The following is a 17418-nucleotide window of genomic DNA, read 5'->3' as shown; positions in this document are numbered from 1 at the left end:
GCAGGATGGATCGTACGGATAGAAGGACAGGGAGTCATCAATGCCAATCATGGAAACCGGCAGCCGTCGGCGCATTGCCGAGTATGGCGCGCCCCTCGATAAAAGCGTTTCCTGGCGGACACTGGCGGCAGATGTCGATCCGGTGCTGGCCCAGTGTTTCAGCGTCACCGCGCGTTCTGGCTGTTTCATGCAGGCGGCGCGCAGCCTCAATATCAAGGCGACCCGGTTACGCAAGCAATTGGCGGAACTGGAAACACAGCTGCAGTGCTCATTGTTCAGCCTCTCGGACAATGGCGTCGCCCTCAGTCGTGACGGGCTGCAACTGCATTCACAATTGATCGCACTGGCCCACGAGCGCGACTGGCCGGTGATCGAACAGCCGCTGGTGCGCCTGGCCGTCGCCGAATCGATCCTGCATGACATTCTCGGGCGCGACCTGGTGGCCTTGCTGCGGCGCAATGCCAGCGTGCGCCTGGACATCATCAGCCTCGACAGCGAGCTGTCCCTGCGGGCCGTCAGTGCCGATGTGGTGCTGTGGTTGTCCGACACCGATTCAGCGCTACCCGGGCCGAGTTTTGCCATCAGCGAACCCCGGTGCCTGGCGCGTCTCGACTACCTGCCGCACATCGCCAAACGTTACTCCAGGGTCGCTTCGCGCCCGGACAGCCTCGATGACCTGGCCGATTTCCTGCTCGTGCAATGGCAGCATGATCGGCAGGTCGACAGTTTTCGCCCGTGGAACAATCTGGTGGACCAGCGCCTGGCCGGGGTGGTGCAGTTGCATTCCTATGAACTGATGCTGGAAATGATCCGTTGCAGCGCCTGCATCGGCCTGTTGCCCGGCTACATGAGCCATTTCGACCGTGGCTTGATCGGTTTGCCGGAGCTGTTCGACCTGCCGATGCAGCGTCAGGTCTGGTTGGCGGTGAATCGCCACTCCGAGGCGGATGCACAGGTGCGAATGATCGTCGAGTTGATCAACGGCACGTTCAACGAGCGCCGGGAGTGGTTCGAAGGTTGAGCCCAATCAAGTGTGGGAGCGAGCCAGTTCGCTCCCACAGGGGGCTCGCCAGCCGGGAAGTTTGCGATATAGAGTGAGCAGCCATGTCTGTATCAAGGATGAGTCACCCATGCCCGACATCGACCCTGCCATCACCCTCGAACGCCTCAACGAATCCCACATCGAGGGCATCACCGCGCTTTACCACGACCCCATGGTCGCCCGGCAGACGCTGCAAATGCCGTTTCCGTCCAGCGAGACCTGGCGCAAGCGCCTGGCGTCGGACAACGAACGAATCGTTCAATTAGTGGCGCTGCACCAGGGAGCCGTTGTCGGCAGTATCACCCTCGAGCAGTTTTCACGTGTCCGTCGCGGCCATGCGGGGACTTTCGGCATGGGGGTCGCGCAGGCGTGGCAGGGCAAGGGCGTCGGTACCAAGCTGTTGGCGGCGGCGCTGGATATTGCCGATGACTGGATGAATCTGCGGCGGGTCGAGCTGTCCGTCTATGCCGATAACGAGGCTGCCATCGGCCTGTATCGCAAATTCGGCTTTGAAACCGAAGGGATCTTTCGCGATTACGCGGTGCGTGACGGGGTATTCGTCGATACCTTGAGCATGGCGCGCCTGCGTCGCCCATCTAAGGCCGGTTGAATCAACGGTTCAGGGCAAACGCCAGCGCCGCTCGTGCTTTTAGTCGCACGCCAGCGGCGCGCTTCTGCCATGCTCAGGGTCCGCAGCACCGCTTCAACCAAAGGAACATCGCGATGGACGACGTACAGCAACTGGGCGAGATGCTTCGTCATTACGCAGACAGCGAAGCGCACAAGAAGCAACTGTTCGAGACGCAATCGGCCGAGTGGGCCAAACGCATTGGCGAGCTGTTCGATCAGATCCAGCAGTGGCTGGAGCCGGTCAAGGCACCGAATCTGCTGGAGGTGAGTCGCGAAGCCTATGTCGCCTCGGGGCCGAGTGTTCCGGTGGAAGCCTCCACCTTCAATACCGAAAAGCTGAGCATCCTGATTGCCGGTAAGCCCGTGGAGTTCGTTCCGGATGTGATGGGTGTCGGTGGGCAGATTTCAGTGGCGGTGATGGGCTTTACCGCCGCACGCTACGGCAGTGTTTCCCTGGTTTGCCTGCCGCCGTCGGACGGCTGGCAGTGGCGCAAGACCAATGGCCTGAAGGACCCCGATACCTTCGCCTTCGATGCGAACTTTCTGGCGCAACAGTTGCAGAGCCTGATCCCCCGCGAGCGCAACTGAATTCACTCATCGATGCACAGCCCCCTGTGGGAGCAAGCTCGCTCCCACAGGGGTTGGCTGTTGTCTCAGAGTTCGAGGTTGCCCCATCCTGGCTTCGGTTCTTGCGGGGCGACAGCCTTCACCGTCTTCCCTGTCGCCTGTTCCACCCGCCGCGCCACTTCCGGGTCATCGGCGAAGGGCATCAGGCTGGCGTCATCGAGGCTTTGCGCCGAGTGACTTCTCAGGCAGTACTCGACGCCCAGCCACAGGCTCGCCACCCCCAGAATATTCAGTGCGATTTCGATCATCAGGCGATCTGCGCCTCCCGTTCGGCCATGGCCACGTCGCCCACCCGTACCGTGCGCCACACGTTGTACGCCATCAGCAACATGCCGCTGAGGAAGAACACGCCACCGGCAAAGCGCACCACAAAACCGGGATGACTGGCCTGCAAGGCTTCGACGAAGGAGTAGGTGAGGGTGCCGTCGTCGTTGATTGCCCGCCACATCAGGCCCTGGGTGATGCCGTTGACCCACATCGAGGCGATGTACAGCACCGTGCCAATGGTCGCCAGCCAGAAATGCAGGTTGATCAGCGGCGTGCTGTGCATCTGCTCGCGACCGAAGACTTTCGGCACCATGTGATAAGTCGCGCCAAAGGTGATCATCGCCACCCAGCCGAGGGCGCCGGCGTGCACGTGGCCGATGGTCCAGTCGGTGTAGTGGGACAGGGCATTGACGGTCTTGATCGCCATCATCGGCCCCTCGAAGGTCGACATGCCGTAAAACGCCAGGGACAGCACCAGAAAGCGCAGGATCGGATCGGTGCGCAACTTATGCCAGGCGCCCGACAGCGTCATCATGCCGTTGATCATGCCGCCCCAGCTCGGCGCCAACAGGATCAGCGACATCGCCATGCCCAGTGACTGCGCCCAGTCCGGCAGTGCGGTGTAGTGCAAGTGGTGCGGGCCGGCCCAGATGTACAGGGTGATCAGCGCCCAGAAATGCACGATGGACAGGCGATAGGAATACACCGGACGCCCCACCTGTTTGGGCACGAAGTAATACATCATCCCGAGGAAACCGGTGGTCAGGAAGAAACCCACGGCGTTGTGCCCGTACCACCACTGAACCATGGCATCGGTGGCCCCGGAATACACCGGATAGGACTTGAACCAGCCCACCGGGATCGACAGGTGATTGACCACGTGCAGCATTGCGATCACTACGATGAACGCACCGAAGAACCAGTTGCCGACGTAGATGTGTCTGGTCTTGCGCTGCACCACCGTGGTGAAGAACACGATGGCGTAAGCGACCCAGACCACGGTCATCCACACCGCGCCGGAGAACTCGATTTCGGCGTATTCCTTGGTGGTGGTGTAACCCAGCGGCAGGCTGATCAACATGATCACAATCACCGATTGCCAGCCCCAGAAGGTGAACGCGGCGAGTGTGTCCGAGAACAGCCGTACCTGGCAGGTCCGTTGTACGGCGTAGTAACTGGCCGCGAATTGCGCGCTGCCGGCAAAGCCGAATATCACCAGGCTGGTGTGCAGCGGGCGTAAACGGCCGAAGGTGGTCCACGGCAGATCCAGGTTCATCTGCGGCCACACCAGTTGCGAGGCGATCCATACGCCCATCGCCATCCCCACGACGCCCCAGATCACCGTCGCCACGACGAATTGGCGCACGACCTTGTAGTTATAGGCTTGCCCGACAGTTGTTGTGCTCATGCTCAATGCTTCCACGGTTGCAATGCCGTGCACTCTAGGAACCGTGGCGCAAACAAAACAGGCTCAGGAAAAGTTCATTAATGCGGATCAGATTGGAAATGACCTTGTCCCGATTGATCCACCTCTGATACGGCTTTTTAACAAAGAACTGAATCTGTGATGTAAATCAGCGCCGGCCCATAGTGCTACCTCCTGTAGGAGCGAGCCTGTTCGCGATGGGCGTCAACGATGACGCGGGCTGTCTGGATGCCCCGTTGCCTGTGTGTTTTTTGCGAGCAGGCTCGCTCCTGCAGGGTTTTGTGCCAAATCCTGATGAGGTAGCCACATGTATCAGTACGACGACTATGACCGGGCGCTGGTGTTCGAACGGGTTGCGCAGTTTCGCGATCAGGTCGAACGCTTCATCGCGGGGGAACTGAGTGAGGAAGAGTTCCTGCCGCTGCGCCTGCAGAACGGCCTGTACATGCAGAAACACGCTTACATGCTGCGCGTGGCCATCCCTTACGGCACGCTGAGCGCCCGGCAGATGCGCACGCTGGCGAGCATCGCCCGCGACTACGATCGTGGTTACGGCCACTTCACCACCCGGCAGAACATGCAGTTCAACTGGATCGAACTGGCCGAAGTGCCGGACATCCTCGAACGCCTGGCACAGGTGGAAATGCACGCGATCCAGACGTCCGGCAACTGCGTGCGCAACATCACCACCGAAGCCTTTGCCGGGGTCGCGGCCGACGAAATGATCGACCCGCGCCCGCTGGCGGAAATCCTGCGGCAGTGGTCGACCATCAACCCGGAATTCCTGTTCCTGCCGCGCAAGTTCAAGATCGCCATCTGCTCGGCCGAGCAGGATCGGGCGGCGATCATGATGCACGACATCGGCCTCTATCTTTACCCCGGCAGCGATGGGCAAATGCTCCTGCGGGTCATCGTCGGCGGGGGCTTGGGACGTACGCCGATCCTCGGCTTGCAGATCCGCGAAGGCTTGCCATGGCAGCATTTGCTGTCCTACGTCGAGGCGGTGTTGCGGGTGTATAACCGCCATGGCCGGCGGGACAACAAGTACAAGGCGCGGATCAAGATTCTGGTCAAGGCCCTGGGCATCGAGGCGTTCGCCCGGGAAGTCGAGGAAGAATGGCAGTACCTCAGGGACGGTCCGGCACAGCTGACCGAAGATGAATATGAACGCGTGGCCAGTGCCTTCGTCGCACCGCCGTACCGCGAACTGGCGGACACCCGCCTGGATTTCGGCACTCAGTTGAGCGAGCACCCGGCGTTCGCCCGTTGGGTGCAGCGCAATGTGCAGGCGCACAAGGTGCCGGGGTATGCCAGCGTGGTGCTGTCGACCAAACCCGGCAATGCCGCGCCGCCGGGCGATGTCACCAGCGAACAGATGGAGGCAGTGGCCGAATGGGCCGAGCGCTTCGGCTTTGCCGAGATCCGCATTGCCCACGAACAGAACATCGTCCTGCCGGACGTGCCCAAGGCCGATCTGTTCGCGCTCTGGCGGCTGGCCTGCGAGCACAATCTGGGCAGCGCCAACGTCGGCTTGCTGACTGACATCATCGCCTGTCCCGGTGGCGATTTCTGTGCACTGGCCAACGCCAAGTCGATCCCCATCGCCCAGGCCATCCAGGCGCGTTTCGACGACCTCGACTACCTGCACGATCTCGGTGACATCAGCCTCAATATCTCGGGCTGCATGAACGCCTGTGGCCACCATCACATCGGCAATATCGGCATCCTGGGGGTCGATAAGAACGGCAGCGAGTGGTACCAGATCACCCTCGGTGGCGCCCAGGGCAAGAGCAGTGCGCTGGGCAAGGTCATCGGCCCGTCCTTCAGCGCTGCCGAAGTGCCCGGGGTGATCGAGCAGATCATCGACACCTTCGTGCGTTATCGCGAGAGCGAGGAAGTGTTCGTCGATACCTTTCAGCGCATCGGCCTGGAACCGTTCAAAGAGGCGGTTTATCCGAAAGTGCTGGAGGTCTCGGCATGAACAATCTGTTGCGTCTGCAAGAAGGCGTGGCGCGGCTGATCGAGGACGATCCATGGACGCTGGTCCGGGACCTGGAGGCGCCATTGCCGGCGGGCAAGCTGATCCTGCCATTGGCCCGTTGGCTGGAAAACCCGCGACAACACGCGCTGTGGCTGGGGCCGGACGATGACGTGGAGGGCCTCAAGCCGTGGTTGCCCGAGTTGCCGCTGATCGCCGTGGGCTTTCCGAGTTTTCGCGATGGTCGCGGCTACAGCCAGGCGTACTTGCTGCGCACTCGATTGGGCTGGACGGGCGAGTTGCGAGCCATCGGTGACGTGCTGCGCGACCAGCTCAGCCACATGCGCCAATGCGGCTTCGACAGCTTTGCGGTGCGGGCGGATAAATCCGCCGAGGATGCATTGAAAGGACTGGCCGGCATGAGCGTGCTGTACGGACGTTCGGTGATAGAGCCGCGGCCGTTGTTTCGGCGGCGTTGATGCCCAACCTGTGGGAGCGGTCTGACATTCAACATCAGTGTTGTCTGAACTGGCCTCATCGCGAGCAAGCTCGCTCCCACAGGTTGATCATTGGCCGTGATTACTTGACCCGTTCAGCTTGCCCGCGAAGGGGCCTCTGGATCAGCCCCCAATCACTTCAACGCCGGATCGCCCATGTTCATTTTCTTCCAGCCCTGCAACAGCACCTGCGCCTTGGGTTCATGGCCGTTATCCAGGTAGTACTGGATCAATGCCAGGCGCGCATTGCGGTTGGCCGGCTGCACTTTCAACAGGCGTTCCAGTTCTTCGCACGCCTCATCGATTTTGCCGCTGTCGTGCAGCGCCACGGCCAGCACATAGCCAAACTGCGCACTCTGCGGTTCCAGTTGCGCGGCTTTGCGCAGGAACGGCATGGCCTGGGCGGACTGGCCGGCGCGCACCAGTGACAAGCCCCGGGTGTGTTGCAGCAGGGCGGCGTCCGGGTGCTCTTTCAGGCTCTGCGCCAACAGCGCCTGCGCCTCCTGACGGCGGCCATTGGCCTCCAGCCATTGCACCAGCGTCACCAGGGCCGGGTAGAAGCCCGGATCACGCTTGAGCGCAGTTCGCAGTAAGCCTTCGACCTCGTCACTGCGTCCACTGGCCTGATACAGCATGGCCAGGTTGAGGTTGGATTCGGCACGCTCGGCGAGGCTCTTCTGCACGTTTTCGTACTCGGCGATGGCCGCCTCCCAATTGGCCCGCGCACTGCCCAGACCCGTGTTAGCCACGCTGAGCAAGTCCCGGGCAGCGGCAATGCGCACGGCTTTCACCGGATCGCCGAGCAACGGCGACAGCAGCGCGGCGCGTTCCTCAGGCGGCAAGAACGCACTGATGGCGTGGACTGCGCTTTCACGCACTTGCGGCGCTGGATGGCTCAGGTCCCTGGTCACGAGTTTCAGTGCCTGTTCGCTTGGATACAGCGGCAACTCGGCGAGCAGGGTCGCCCGTTGAATCGCCGGCAGGTTGCTGCGTTGCAGCTGCTCGTAGAGCGCCTGCGCCGCGCCCGGCTGGCCGTTGCGAATCAGCCACAGGCTTTCGTCGTAGCGCGGGGCCTGGACGGGGCTGGCATTGGCGGTGTTCCACAATTTGAACTGCTCGGTGACCTTGTCGCCTGCCTTGCCTTGGTGACAGCTCAGGCAGGCGTCCGGTGTGCCGAGTCTTGCGGCACGCTCGGGGTTGGGAATGCTGAAGCTGTGGTCATGGCGGAAGTCGTTGCCCATGTAGAACTTGCCGGGCATGTGGCAATCCACGCACTGCGATCCGGGCTGGCCCATGGCGTGACGGGTGTGTTCGATGGAGTCGTAGTTCTTCGCTTGCAGGCCCTTGCCATCGACGGTTTCCACGGCCGTCTTGCCGGCGCTGTTGTGACATTGCAGGCAGACGCCGTTCCCCTGCGCCTTGAGCTCGGCGCTGTGCGGGTTGTGGCAATTGCTGCAGCGCACACCCTTGTCGAACATCTTGCTCTGGGCAAAGGAGCCGTGTTCGAACACTTCGTCCTTGATCTTGCCGTCCAGGGCATACAGTTCGCGGGTCAGCGGGCTCGGCAAGTAATCATCCATCAAGCGCTTGCCAACGGTGTAGCCGTCGTCCAAGGGGGCGCGGCGCGAGTGGCAGCGGGCGCAGGTTTCGATTTCAACGGTGGCGTTCTTGTCCTTGAGATCGACGGCGAAACCGGCGTGGATCAGGTCGGTCTTCTTCGCGGCCCATTCCAGGTGGTTCGAGGCCGGGCCGTGGCAAGCCTGGCAGCCGACCCCGAGGCTGTTCCACTGACTGTCGAAGGTGTTTTTCGCCGCATCGAAATTACGCTTGAAACCGGTGGTGTGGCACTCGATGCACATGAAGTTGGCGTTCTGGCTCGGTTTGCTCCAGTGCAGCGGGTCCTTGAAGGTCACGCCCTGGCCCGGATAAAGGTGAAACCAGCGGTGCTTCTCGGTATCCCAGGCCACGCCCAGGGCTTGCAGTCGACCTTCGCCGACCTCGATCAAGTACTGCTGCAAGGGCGCAATGCCGAAGGTGTAGGCCACCTTGAAGTCGGCGTTCTTGCCATCGCTGCCGGGGGTGTTGACCCAAAAGCCGTCGTCCTTGCGCGAAAAACGGGTGGTTTCGTTTTCCGCCTTGAAGGTGACGTTGTTGAAGTCGCCGAGCAGGGTGTCGGCATTGGCCGGTTGCATCGCCAATTGGTGATGGGAGCCTTGCCAGTCCTTGACCTGCGCGCTGTGGCAGCCCTGGCATTGTTGCTCATCGACCATTTTGGCCGGCGCCATGGCAACGGGTTGCGGTTGTGGTTTGGCCGGTTCAACGGCGGCCTTGCTGACCGGTGCGTAGGTCACGGGTGCCGGATGGCTGCCGAACAGAAACCAGCCGATGCCCGCGACCGCCAGCAGCAAAACGCCGATGGTGACGGGAAACAGGTAGCGATTGATCAAGGTCGGTTGCGAATCAGGGGTTGCGTTTGCTGCATTATTTTTATGTTTCGGCATTGCGACTTCCCTGGTCCAGGTACGTTTGCCGTCAGGCGCGCGTTCAGCGAATTGCAGCTTTGCCGGATGGCCGGCGACTGTCAAATGACGCTTGTGATCGGTTATGCGTCGTTCCGACAATGGCGGTCGGATAGTTGCCGGATCACTCCCCGCCAAACCAGCGGAAATACGGGTTACCGCCATCCCCGCGCATCACTTCGCGGGCGTCCCGGGCCCAGGCATCGCGGTCACCCTCGTACGCATGCAGGCTCGCCCGATAGAACTGCATCAGGCGTTGCTGGTGGGTGTTCATCCGTTCGATGAAACCTGCATCGGCGTTGACCAGGGGCGGGGCGCTGCGCAGATTCAGCAGCGCCGGAAGCACGCGGGTGATTTCCCTGTCCCGTACCCAGGGGGCGTATTCGATTCGCGGTTGATCGTCGGTCACCGCTGGCGCGTCAGCAGCGAAGCGCTCGAGGCCGGCGCGATCGGTGACCCAGGTTGCCAGCAGCGCGGCCGCCGAGCCGATACCGACATCCTGCAAGGTGCTGCGCACGCTGTCCTGCTGGAACCGCGCGCTGATTTTCGCTGCATGCAGTTCCATCGGCTCCAGCGAGCCCACCAGCAGCATCTCGTGGAACTCACTGGTCCACAGGGTGGCGTAGGGGAAGACGTCAAGGAAACTGCGCACCAGCGAGCGCGAGTCGTCGATGTTTTGCGTCGGCAACGGAAGCCATTGGGCGACCAGGCCCTGGTTCTGCAAACGGCTGGCCGCCAGTTGGTAAAAGTCCCGGGAATACAGATTGACCACGCCGGCAGCGGACGGCGGTGGTGGTTCAAGGGTGATCAGGTCGTACTGCTGCGGGTTGCGCAGCAGTTCCTGGCGACCGTCGCGCAAACGTACATCGACACCGGGATCGGTGGCGGCATTGAAGTTGCCCTTGAACAAGGGCGCAGCCTTGACCACCGACGGCAGCAGTTCGGCGACGACGCGATGCTCCAGGCCCGGATAGCGGGTCAGGGCGCCAGCGGTGATGCCGGTGCCAAAGCCGATCACCAGCGCCGAGCGCGGTTCTCCGTTGTGGATCAGCAGCGGCAACAGTGCCTGAATGCGCATGTAGCGCAGGGATGGCATGGCGTCGCCAGTGTTGGACACGCCCTGGATGTACAAGCGCTGAAACGCCTTCTGCCCCTTGCCCTGGGTGACTACGGCGACAGTGCCGCCGCGACCTTCCTCATAAAACGCCAAGGTGCCGTTGCGCGCACCGGGCAGCAGGCCGGCCAGTTTGTCGACCGGGGTCAGCAACGCCAGTGCCACCGATAACAGGCCGACCGCGACCACGCCCTGGCGCCGGCCTTTCTTGACCCCATGGCCCTTGCGCACGGCGAAGTAGCCGATCGCGGCGGCGATGATCGCCAGCAAGCCAAGAGTCCGCACCAGCCCCAGCAACGGGATCAGCACAAAACCGCAGAGCATCACTCCGATAATCCCGCCCAGGGTATTGAACGCCACGACCTCACCAACATTGCGCCCCACATGGTCGCGCCCGACGCTCAAGCGCAGTGCCACGGGAAACGCCGCGCCGAGCAGCACGGTCGGCACGAACACGATGCTCAGGGCAGCGACCGCGAAGCGTGCGCTCATGCCCAGTAACTCACTGGCACCCAACGACAGCACCCTGGCTTCGACCAGGCTCTGGGCGAGTACCAGCCAGCGCCCGAGCAAGGCGATTTCCAGCAGCGCGATCAGCCCGGCGCCAGCGATCAGCAGGCCGAATACCCCCCAGGGATCGCGCAGGCGATCGACCCGACGGGCGAGCAGGGCACTGCCCAGGAACAGCCCGGTGAGGTACGTCGCCAGCACCACGGCAAAGGCATAGGTGCGCGTACTCATGAACTGCACGATGGACTGCGACCACACCACTTCGTAACCAAGGGCCACGCCACCGGCGATCGAATACAGCCACAGGGCCAGGCGATCCGGTGCCTTGTCCGTGTGGTGTTTGATGGGGGTTTCAACCGGCAGTGAGCGATGACGCTGGAACCACAGGGCCCCGGCAGCGGCCAGCAGGTTCAACATCGCCGCGGCCAGGGCACTGCCGCGCACGCCCAGGGTGGCAATCAGCACGAACGCCGCGAGCAGGGTGCCGGCGATGGCGCCTGCGGTGTTCGCCGCATACAAGTGGCCGCCAGCCTTGCCCAGTTGTTGCGGGTGGCTGGCCAACGAACGAACCAGCACCGGCAACGTGCCCCCCATCAGCAAGGCGGGAATGCCCACCAGGGCGAACGGCAACACCCAGGCCAGCAGGCCGATGTGTTGTTCCAGCCAGGCGAAAGGGCTGGCCGCCAGGCTCATGGCGAACGTCGCGCCGACACCGAGTACCGCCACCAGCACCTCCAGCCCGGCATACAGCAGCACCGGCTGCTGCAAGCGGTCCGCCCAGCGGCCGAACAGCAAGCCCCCCAGGGCCAGGCCTGCAAAAAAACGCGCTGATGCCGGTGGTGATGGCGTACACCTCGACGCCCACCACCAGCGACAGCTGTTTGATCCACAGCACCTGATACACCAGCGCCGCGGCACCGGAGATAAACAGCAACAGAGCGGGGATCAACAGCGCCGGGGAGGCGACGTGAGGGGCAGGTATGGCCGACGACTTGCTGGCGACACGTGAGGACATGGGGGGGGCCTTGTACAATTTTCGGATTGGAAAAAAATCTGTAGGCGCATTCAGAAAAAAGTCCGCTCGCCGGCGAAGGCGAGCGGCGGTCGAGCGGTGTTACTGTGCGGCTTTCATTTTTTCCTCAATTTTGGCGTCCACCGCCTGACGGATCTGGTCGATGCTGAAGCTCGCCGGCCGCTGGCTGGGTGGATAGTCGACGAAGGTCTGCAGGAACGCTGCCGACTTCATCACCGCCACTTCGGTCAGGTAAACGTTCTTGGTGGCCCAGTCAGCGTACTGATCGGAAACTATGTCAGCACGTTCATACGGGTCCATGCGCAGGTTGAAGATTTTCGGTACCCGCAGGCACACAAAAGGTTCGCTCCAGACCTTGAAGCCCCCTGGCTCGCGTTGTTCGCAGAACACCGCTTTCCAGTTGTCGTAACGCATGCCCACCAGCACGCCGTCATCGTTGAAGTAGTAGAACTCCTTGCGCTCACTCTTGGGTTGTTGACCGGTCAGGTAAGGCAGTTGGTTGTAGCCGTCCAGGTGCACCTTGAAGCTGGTACCGCCGGAAGTGGGCGACCAGCCCTTGAGCAGTTTGTTTTTTACGTCTGTCTCACCCACGGCCGCCAACAGGGTCGGGAACCAGTCCAGGCCCGAGAACATCTCGTTGGACACTTCCCCTGCCTTGATCTTGCCCGGCCAACGGATCATGGCCGGGACCCGGTAGGCGCCTTCCCAGTTGGAGTTCTTCTCGTTACGGAACGGCGTGGTCGCCGCGTCCGGCCAGGAGAACTGGTTCGGGCCGTTATCGGTGGTGTAGACGACGATGGTGTTGTCGGCGATTTTCAGGTCGTCGAGGGTCTTCAGCAGTTTGCCGACGTCGCCGTCGTGTTCGATCATGCCATCGGCATAGTCGTTGCCGGCCATGCCACTCTGACCTTTCATCGAATCGCGTACGTGGGTGAACAAGTGCATGCGCGTGGTGTTCATCCAGACGAAGAACGGTTTGTCCGCCTTGGCCTGTTTCTCGATGAACGCCTGGGCTGCGGCGGTAGTTTCGTCGTCGATGGTTTCCATGCGCTTGGTGTTCAGCGCACCGGTGTCTTCGATCTTGCCGTCAGCGAAGCTGTGAATCACACCTCGGGGCGTGAAGGCCTTGGTGAACTCAGGATTGTCCTTGGGCCAGTTGGCACGTTCCGGCTCTTCTTCGGCGTTGAGGTGGTACAGGTTGCCGAAGAACTCGTCGAAACCGTGGTTGGTCGGCAGGTACTCGTCGCGGTCGCCGAGGTGGTTTTTTCCGAACTGGCCGGTGGCATAGCCCTGGGACTTGAGCGCCTGGGCGATGGTGATGTCGCGTTTTTGCAGGCCCACTGTCGCGCCTGGCAAACCAACTTTCGACAAGCCGGTGCGCAGCACGGTCTGCCCGGTAATGAACGACGATCGTCCAGCCGTGCAGCTGTTCTCCGCGTAATAGTCGGTGAACATCATGCCTTCCTTGGCGATGCGGTCGATGTTCGGCGTCTTGTAGCCGACCACCCCCATGGAATAGGCGCTGATGTTGGTCTGGCCGATGTCGTCGCCGAAGATCACCAAAATGTTGGGTTTTTCCGCAGCCCCGGCGATTGCCGGGATCGCCATGACCGAGGCCACCACCAGGGCAAACTTGGGTAACCATTTGCGTATGCGAGTCATCTGACTTGCTCCTTTGCTTACGTCGCTCGGTGCGACAAACGTTTATCGCGGTCCTGCATCACGCTTTTTATTGCACTTGCTCGGGTGTGGCGGCATCGAACGGGTAGATTCGGCGCCATTCGGCCGCCATGTCGACGACGGTCCAGCCGCGTTTATTCGCTTCGTCCAGGGCCTTGTCCAGACGGCCGATCTGCGACTCGCGGTCATAGGCCCATTCGCGCTTGGCGTCGGTGTGATGCACCAGTCCCATGAAGCGTTTGCCCGGCCCGGCAGCGGTCCACTGCAGCATTTGCAGGTCGCCGTCGGAGTTGCCGAAGGCCAGGATCGGCCGCTTGCCGATGACGGCGTCGATGCTTTCCGGTTTGCCCGGGCCGTCGTCGTTATGCGCCAGTTTTGGTGTGCGCAGGATCGACGCCTGGCCATCCTTGTACTGAAACACTGTGACGAAGGTGGTGCCGATCACCTGCTCGGGCGGGATGCCATAGACCTTCTCGGCGAAGGCGCGCATGAAACCGGTGTCGCCACCGGAGACGATGTAGGTCTTGAAGTCTTCGCTGCGCAGGTAGTCGAGCATTTCCAGCATCGGCTGGAAGATCATCTCGGTGTAGGGCTTGCCGGTTTTCGGATGGCGGGCCTGGCTGAGCCAGGTCTTGGCGTAATCGTCGAAGGCCTCGGTGGTCATGCCGGTGTGGGTCGCACCGAAGATCTTCATCATGCCGTCCAGGCCAGTGGCCGCCAGCGCCTTGTGATCGTTTTCCAGCACCGCCTTGAACGGCTGGGTGGTTTTCCACTCCGGGTGTTGTGGCGCAGTGCGCTTGACCTCTTCCAGGGCAAACAGCAGCTCGAAGTACATCGGCTGCTCGCTCCACAAAGTGCCGTCGTTATCAAACACGGCAATACGGTCCTCGGGTTTGACGAAGTCCTTGCTGCCTTGATCGGTCACCGCCTGCACGAACTCGATGATGTGCTTTTTCGCTGGGCCGTCGTTCCAGGAGGGCAGTGGTTCGGCGGCCTGGGCCAGCAGTGGCAGGCTCAACGCCAGGGCCAGCAGCAACTTCAGCCCGTGGAAATGGCGGTGCGCTATCGGGTTCGTCATGGGAATTCCTTCTCGTGCCCGGGGTTGAGTGGTCGCAATGCGGGAGCAACTGATTCGCTGTTGTGTTCGGCCTGACTATGCAGCGTAGTCAAGGATTCCTTGAGTTGGTGCAATGCCTGATCTTTGGTCGGTTCGCGGCCGTAGCACGCACGCAGAAAGGCTTGCAGGCGCGGGCCGAACCCCGTCAGCTTCAGGCCCGTTCGGCTGCGCCGGGTCCACAGGTACAGGGCGCTCAACTGTGGCGGTTTGCCATCAAGCTGCGCCGGGATTTGCCGCCAGGCGTAGTCGGCGCAGGCCAGCCAGGCGCTGTGCCGCGCCTGACGCCGGGCCTTGGCCTTGAGGTACGCGCGATGGACAAAGGGGCGGGCAATCCAGGCAAGCAGCGCCACGCTCGACAGCAGCGCCAACAGGCCCAAGGCAAAGCCCGAAAGGCGCAGGCGATGGGGCTGGCCGAGCTGCTTCAGGTCTTCGCTGATCGAAAACACCGGCCGATAGGCACTGTTGGCGGCGGCGTCGAAGCTCACGGCGGGCACTTGCGCGGTGCGGGTTTGCTGGCTGCTGGCGTCCCACCATTTCAGCTCGATGGCCGGCAATGTGTGAGGGCCTTCGGTGTCGATGCGGTAGGTCACGCTGTCGATGCGCTGGCCGCCGGTGAAGTGGCCGCGACCGTCGTCCAGGGTGGTGACCTGCGGGTTCTTGGCGTACCGGCTGAGGCCGCTGACATCCCCCAGCGATGGCGTCGGCAGTGACATGGCCAGGGCGCCGTCGGCTTGCAGCGTCAGTTGCCGGGTGAGGCTGTCACCGACTTTCAGCGGCGTCGCGGAATTGACGATTTGCTGGGTGAGCCGCAGGCCTTGCGCGACCAGCACCGGTTCGCCGAGCGCGAAACCCGGCGGTTGCGCCGCCGTGAAGTGCAGCGGCTGGCTCCGGGCGCTCAACTCGACGCTGGCCTGGCCCGGGGTGACGCGCACGCTCAGGGCCGGAATGTCGAACCCTTGCGCCACATTCGGCGTGATCAGGTAGCGGTAGCGCATGCCATTGAAGGACTTGCCGTCGAGCGTCCGGTTCAGGTGCTCGGCGTGGCCGTCCGGCGGCATCACCAGCGCGCCGGGCAGCTTGAGGTCGGGCAGGGTGGGGGCATTGGTGAACCAGGTGTCGGTGAGGACATCGAGGTGCAATTCGACCAGGCTGCCGACCATGGCGGTGTCGGCCGGTTGCAGGCTGGTCTGGACCCGCAGTTCGGGTTCGGCGGCGAGGGCGGTTGCGCTGATCAGGCACAGGAGCAAGGTGCCGAGTATTGTGTTGCCCGGGCAGGCGCCTTCGCGAGCAAGCCCGCTCCCAGACGATGCACGCCGTTCATGACGTTTGGGTACGCCACCTATCCCTGTGGGAGCTGGCTGGCCGGCGATGGGCGCGACCGGGTTTTGCAGACAGATCATGGCTTGCCTCCCGCCTGATCCTGCAAACTGAATTTCTGCTTCAAGAACTTCGCGGGTGATGTCGTGAGGTTCTGCAACCACTGTTCATCCGAGGCCGCCTGTTGGGTTGGCACCGGTCTGCTCTGGCCTTTTCCGGGTGCCTTGTCCATTTTGATTTCGTCGGGTTTGACCTCGGGGGCGTTTTGCTCAGCGCTTTCGGTGTCTTTCTGCAAGGCGATGGCCAACGCCAGGTTCGCCGTGGCTTCAGGGAACTGCGGCTGCAATGTCAGCGCTTGGGTGTAGGCGGCGATGGCCTCGCCGAACTTGAAGCGGCGCACGTAAATGTTGCCGAGGTAGAAATACGCCTGGGGTGTTTCCAGGCGGGCGAAGCTGGCCAGGGCCAGGTCGAAATCGGCGGCGTTGTAGGCAGCGACGCCTTTCCAGTAAGGGTCAACGAAATGCGCTGCGGCTTGTGGCAAGTGCCCGTGCTCGAACGCCCAGCGGCCTTGTTGGTCCGGGGTGAAAAACGCGTCGGTGAGTGCGTTGGCCTGTGCCGGTGCCGGTTGTAAGCCAATGCCGATGGCCAGTAAAAATCCGGCCATCCAGTTCAGGCTCCAGCCCTTGCGCACGCTGAAGAACGCGATCAACAGCAAGGGCCAGCACAGCCAGTATCCGGCGTCCTTCCAGTGCAGTTCGCGCTGTTCGTCGCTGGCACTCTGGAAATGCTGCTGGGCGTGTAGTTCGATCCAGTCCAGATCGTCGTTATTGAGGGTCAGGCTGCCCAGTGGTGCATCCAGCGTAGAGGCGAGCTGCTTGAGGGCGGCCTGATCGAAGCTACCCAGCGCTGGGCGGCCATTGCTGTCGGTGCGCGCCTGGCCATCGGCAGTGTGGATGATGCCCCCGTCCTCGCTGCCCACGGCCAGGATCAGCACTTGCAACGCGCTGTCGTCCAGTTGCTTGTCCAGCCCGGCCAGCGCCGAGGTGTCGGCACCGTCGGTGATCAACAAGAGCGTCCCCGGCGTTTTTTCGGCGCTCAGCAAACGCGTGGCCTGATCGATCACCGCCCCGACATTTTTTCCCGGTTTGCCGATCAGGTCGGTGCCCAATGCCTGGATAAAGGTGTCGAGCAGGGCCGGGTCGTCGGTGGGCGGCAACACCAGGTGCGCGCTGCCGGCGTAGGCGATCAGCGCGTTGCGGGCGCCGGCGCGACGCTGGATCAGGTCATGCAATTTGTGTTTGGCCGCTTCCAGGCGCGTCGGTTGCACATCGTTGGCGTCCATGGACGGCGAGAGGTCAATGGCGATGATCAACGGCGCCCGGTTTTGCAGAAAGTCAGGGCGATCCTGCTCCCAGGTCGGCCCGGCGGCGGCCAGCGCGCCGAGTGCCAACAGCGCGCAAACCAGATGCACCGGGCGTAGCCACTGTTGATCCTGCGGGGTAATCAAGAGGTGCGGCAGCAAATGCTCGGCGATGTTGCTGCGTAAACGCCGCTGCAAGTCGCGGCTGCGGCGCCAGAGCCACGGCAGCACGGCGGCGAAAGGCAGCAGCAACAGCCACAGTGGGCGCAGGAAATGAAAGTCGCTGAGGTTGATGTCCATC

Annotated in this window: 12 protein-coding genes and 1 pseudogene; 5 read left to right on the top strand and 8 right to left on the bottom strand. The window is 62.3% G+C overall.

Going from position 1 to position 17418, the window contains the following annotated elements; translation table 11 throughout:
- The first annotated feature begins 40 nt into the window (after positions 1-40).
- The 3 genes from JQF37_RS13100 to JQF37_RS13090 all read left to right on the top strand — a co-directional run bounded on the left by JQF37_RS13100 (position 41) and on the right by JQF37_RS13090 (position 2260).
- Positions 41-1021, top strand: coding sequence for a LysR family transcriptional regulator (locus JQF37_RS13100; protein ID WP_130206245.1), 981 nt, complete (start codon positions 41-43; stop codon positions 1019-1021).
- Between the two features lie 109 nt (positions 1022-1130).
- Entirely contained in the window at positions 1131-1652 is a 522-nt protein-coding gene (locus JQF37_RS13095; RefSeq protein WP_130206243.1) for a GNAT family N-acetyltransferase, read from the top strand.
- 113 nt (positions 1653-1765) lie between these two features.
- On the top strand, positions 1766-2260 hold the full coding sequence (locus tag JQF37_RS13090; protein WP_130206241.1) for a hypothetical protein: 495 nt from the start codon (positions 1766-1768) through the stop codon (positions 2258-2260).
- A 65-nt stretch (positions 2261-2325) separates the two neighbouring features.
- On the opposite strand, the gene JQF37_RS13085 is transcribed toward JQF37_RS13090, so the two are convergent.
- Both JQF37_RS13085 and ccoN read right to left on the bottom strand, forming a co-directional pair.
- Positions 2326-2547 carry a cbb3-type cytochrome c oxidase subunit 3 gene (locus JQF37_RS13085; protein WP_130206239.1) on the bottom strand — a complete coding sequence of 74 codons (222 nt, stop codon included), beginning with the start codon at positions 2545-2547 and terminating at the stop codon, positions 2326-2328.
- Entirely contained in the window at positions 2547-3974 is a 1428-nt protein-coding gene (gene ccoN, locus JQF37_RS13080; protein ID WP_130206237.1) for a cytochrome-c oxidase, cbb3-type subunit I, read from the bottom strand. Before ccoN ends, JQF37_RS13085 begins: the two co-directional genes overlap by 1 nt.
- Positions 3975-4299: 325 nt before the next feature.
- On the opposite strand from ccoN, the gene JQF37_RS13075 reads away from it, so the two are divergent.
- Complete coding sequence (locus JQF37_RS13075; protein WP_130206235.1) at positions 4300-5973, top strand: nitrite/sulfite reductase; 1674 nt, start codon at positions 4300-4302, stop codon at positions 5971-5973.
- Positions 5970-6449, top strand: coding sequence for a DUF934 domain-containing protein (locus tag JQF37_RS13070; RefSeq protein WP_130206233.1), 480 nt, complete (start codon positions 5970-5972; stop codon positions 6447-6449). The genes JQF37_RS13075 and JQF37_RS13070 overlap by 4 nt, the downstream gene beginning before the upstream one ends.
- 152 nt (positions 6450-6601) lie before the next feature.
- On the opposite strand, the gene JQF37_RS13065 is transcribed toward JQF37_RS13070, so the two are convergent.
- From JQF37_RS13065 to JQF37_RS13040, 6 genes and pseudogenes are all read right to left on the bottom strand, one after another.
- Entirely contained in the window at positions 6602-8968 is a 2367-nt protein-coding gene (locus tag JQF37_RS13065; protein ID WP_130206231.1) for a tetratricopeptide repeat protein, read from the bottom strand.
- 142 nt (positions 8969-9110) lie between these two features.
- Positions 9111-11625: pseudogene (locus JQF37_RS13060) on the bottom strand (fused MFS/spermidine synthase).
- 99 nt (positions 11626-11724) lie between these two features.
- On the bottom strand, positions 11725-13305 hold the full coding sequence (locus JQF37_RS13055; RefSeq protein WP_130206227.1) for an arylsulfatase: 1581 nt from the start codon (positions 13303-13305) through the stop codon (positions 11725-11727).
- Positions 13306-13372: 67 nt separating this feature from the next.
- Complete coding sequence (locus tag JQF37_RS13050; protein WP_130206225.1) at positions 13373-14401, bottom strand: HAD family hydrolase; 1029 nt, start codon at positions 14399-14401, stop codon at positions 13373-13375.
- The gene (locus JQF37_RS13045) at positions 14398-15840 is read right to left on the bottom strand and encodes a BatD family protein (protein ID WP_130206224.1); all 1443 of its coding nucleotides are present in this window, start codon (positions 15838-15840) and stop codon (positions 14398-14400) included. The genes JQF37_RS13050 and JQF37_RS13045 overlap by 4 nt, the downstream gene beginning before the upstream one ends.
- On the bottom strand, positions 15837-17417 hold the full coding sequence (locus JQF37_RS13040) for a VWA domain-containing protein (RefSeq protein ID WP_130206222.1): 1581 nt from the start codon (positions 17415-17417) through the stop codon (positions 15837-15839). Before JQF37_RS13040 ends, JQF37_RS13045 begins: the two co-directional genes overlap by 4 nt.
- Between the last annotated feature and the right edge of the window lies 1 nt (position 17418).

It is taken from the genome of Pseudomonas sp. MIL9, assembly GCF_016887925.1.
GTDB lineage: Bacteria > Pseudomonadota > Gammaproteobacteria > Pseudomonadales > Pseudomonadaceae > Aquipseudomonas > Aquipseudomonas mohnii.
The sequence above is the reverse complement of the archived record's forward strand: the minus strand, read 5'-3'. Positions and strand labels throughout refer to the sequence as shown.

What these genes read in the sequence shown, in the direction of transcription:
- JQF37_RS13070 (WP_130206233.1), top strand. Translation starts at nt 5,970, where the DNA reads ATGAACAATCTGTTGCGTCTGCAAGAAGGCGTGGCGCGGCTGATCGAG.
- ccoN (WP_130206237.1), bottom strand. Translation starts at nt 3,974, where the DNA reads ATGAGCACAACAACTGTCGGGCAAGCCTATAACTACAAGGTCGTGCGC.
- JQF37_RS13065 (WP_130206231.1), bottom strand. Translation starts at nt 8,968, where the DNA reads ATGCCGAAACATAAAAATAATGCAGCAAACGCAACCCCTGATTCGCAA.
- JQF37_RS13085 (WP_130206239.1), bottom strand. Translation starts at nt 2,547, where the DNA reads ATGATCGAAATCGCACTGAATATTCTGGGGGTGGCGAGCCTGTGGCTG.
- JQF37_RS13095 (WP_130206243.1), top strand. Translation starts at nt 1,131, where the DNA reads ATGCCCGACATCGACCCTGCCATCACCCTCGAACGCCTCAACGAATCC.
- JQF37_RS13090 (WP_130206241.1), top strand. Translation starts at nt 1,766, where the DNA reads ATGGACGACGTACAGCAACTGGGCGAGATGCTTCGTCATTACGCAGAC.
- JQF37_RS13045 (WP_130206224.1), bottom strand. Translation starts at nt 15,840, where the DNA reads ATGATCTGTCTGCAAAACCCGGTCGCGCCCATCGCCGGCCAGCCAGCT.
- JQF37_RS13050 (WP_130206225.1), bottom strand. Translation starts at nt 14,401, where the DNA reads ATGACGAACCCGATAGCGCACCGCCATTTCCACGGGCTGAAGTTGCTG.
- JQF37_RS13075 (WP_130206235.1), top strand. Translation starts at nt 4,300, where the DNA reads ATGTATCAGTACGACGACTATGACCGGGCGCTGGTGTTCGAACGGGTT.
- JQF37_RS13055 (WP_130206227.1), bottom strand. Translation starts at nt 13,305, where the DNA reads ATGACTCGCATACGCAAATGGTTACCCAAGTTTGCCCTGGTGGTGGCC.
- JQF37_RS13040 (WP_130206222.1), bottom strand. Translation starts at nt 17,417, where the DNA reads ATGGACATCAACCTCAGCGACTTTCATTTCCTGCGCCCACTGTGGCTG.
- JQF37_RS13100 (WP_130206245.1), top strand. Translation starts at nt 41, where the DNA reads ATGCCAATCATGGAAACCGGCAGCCGTCGGCGCATTGCCGAGTATGGC.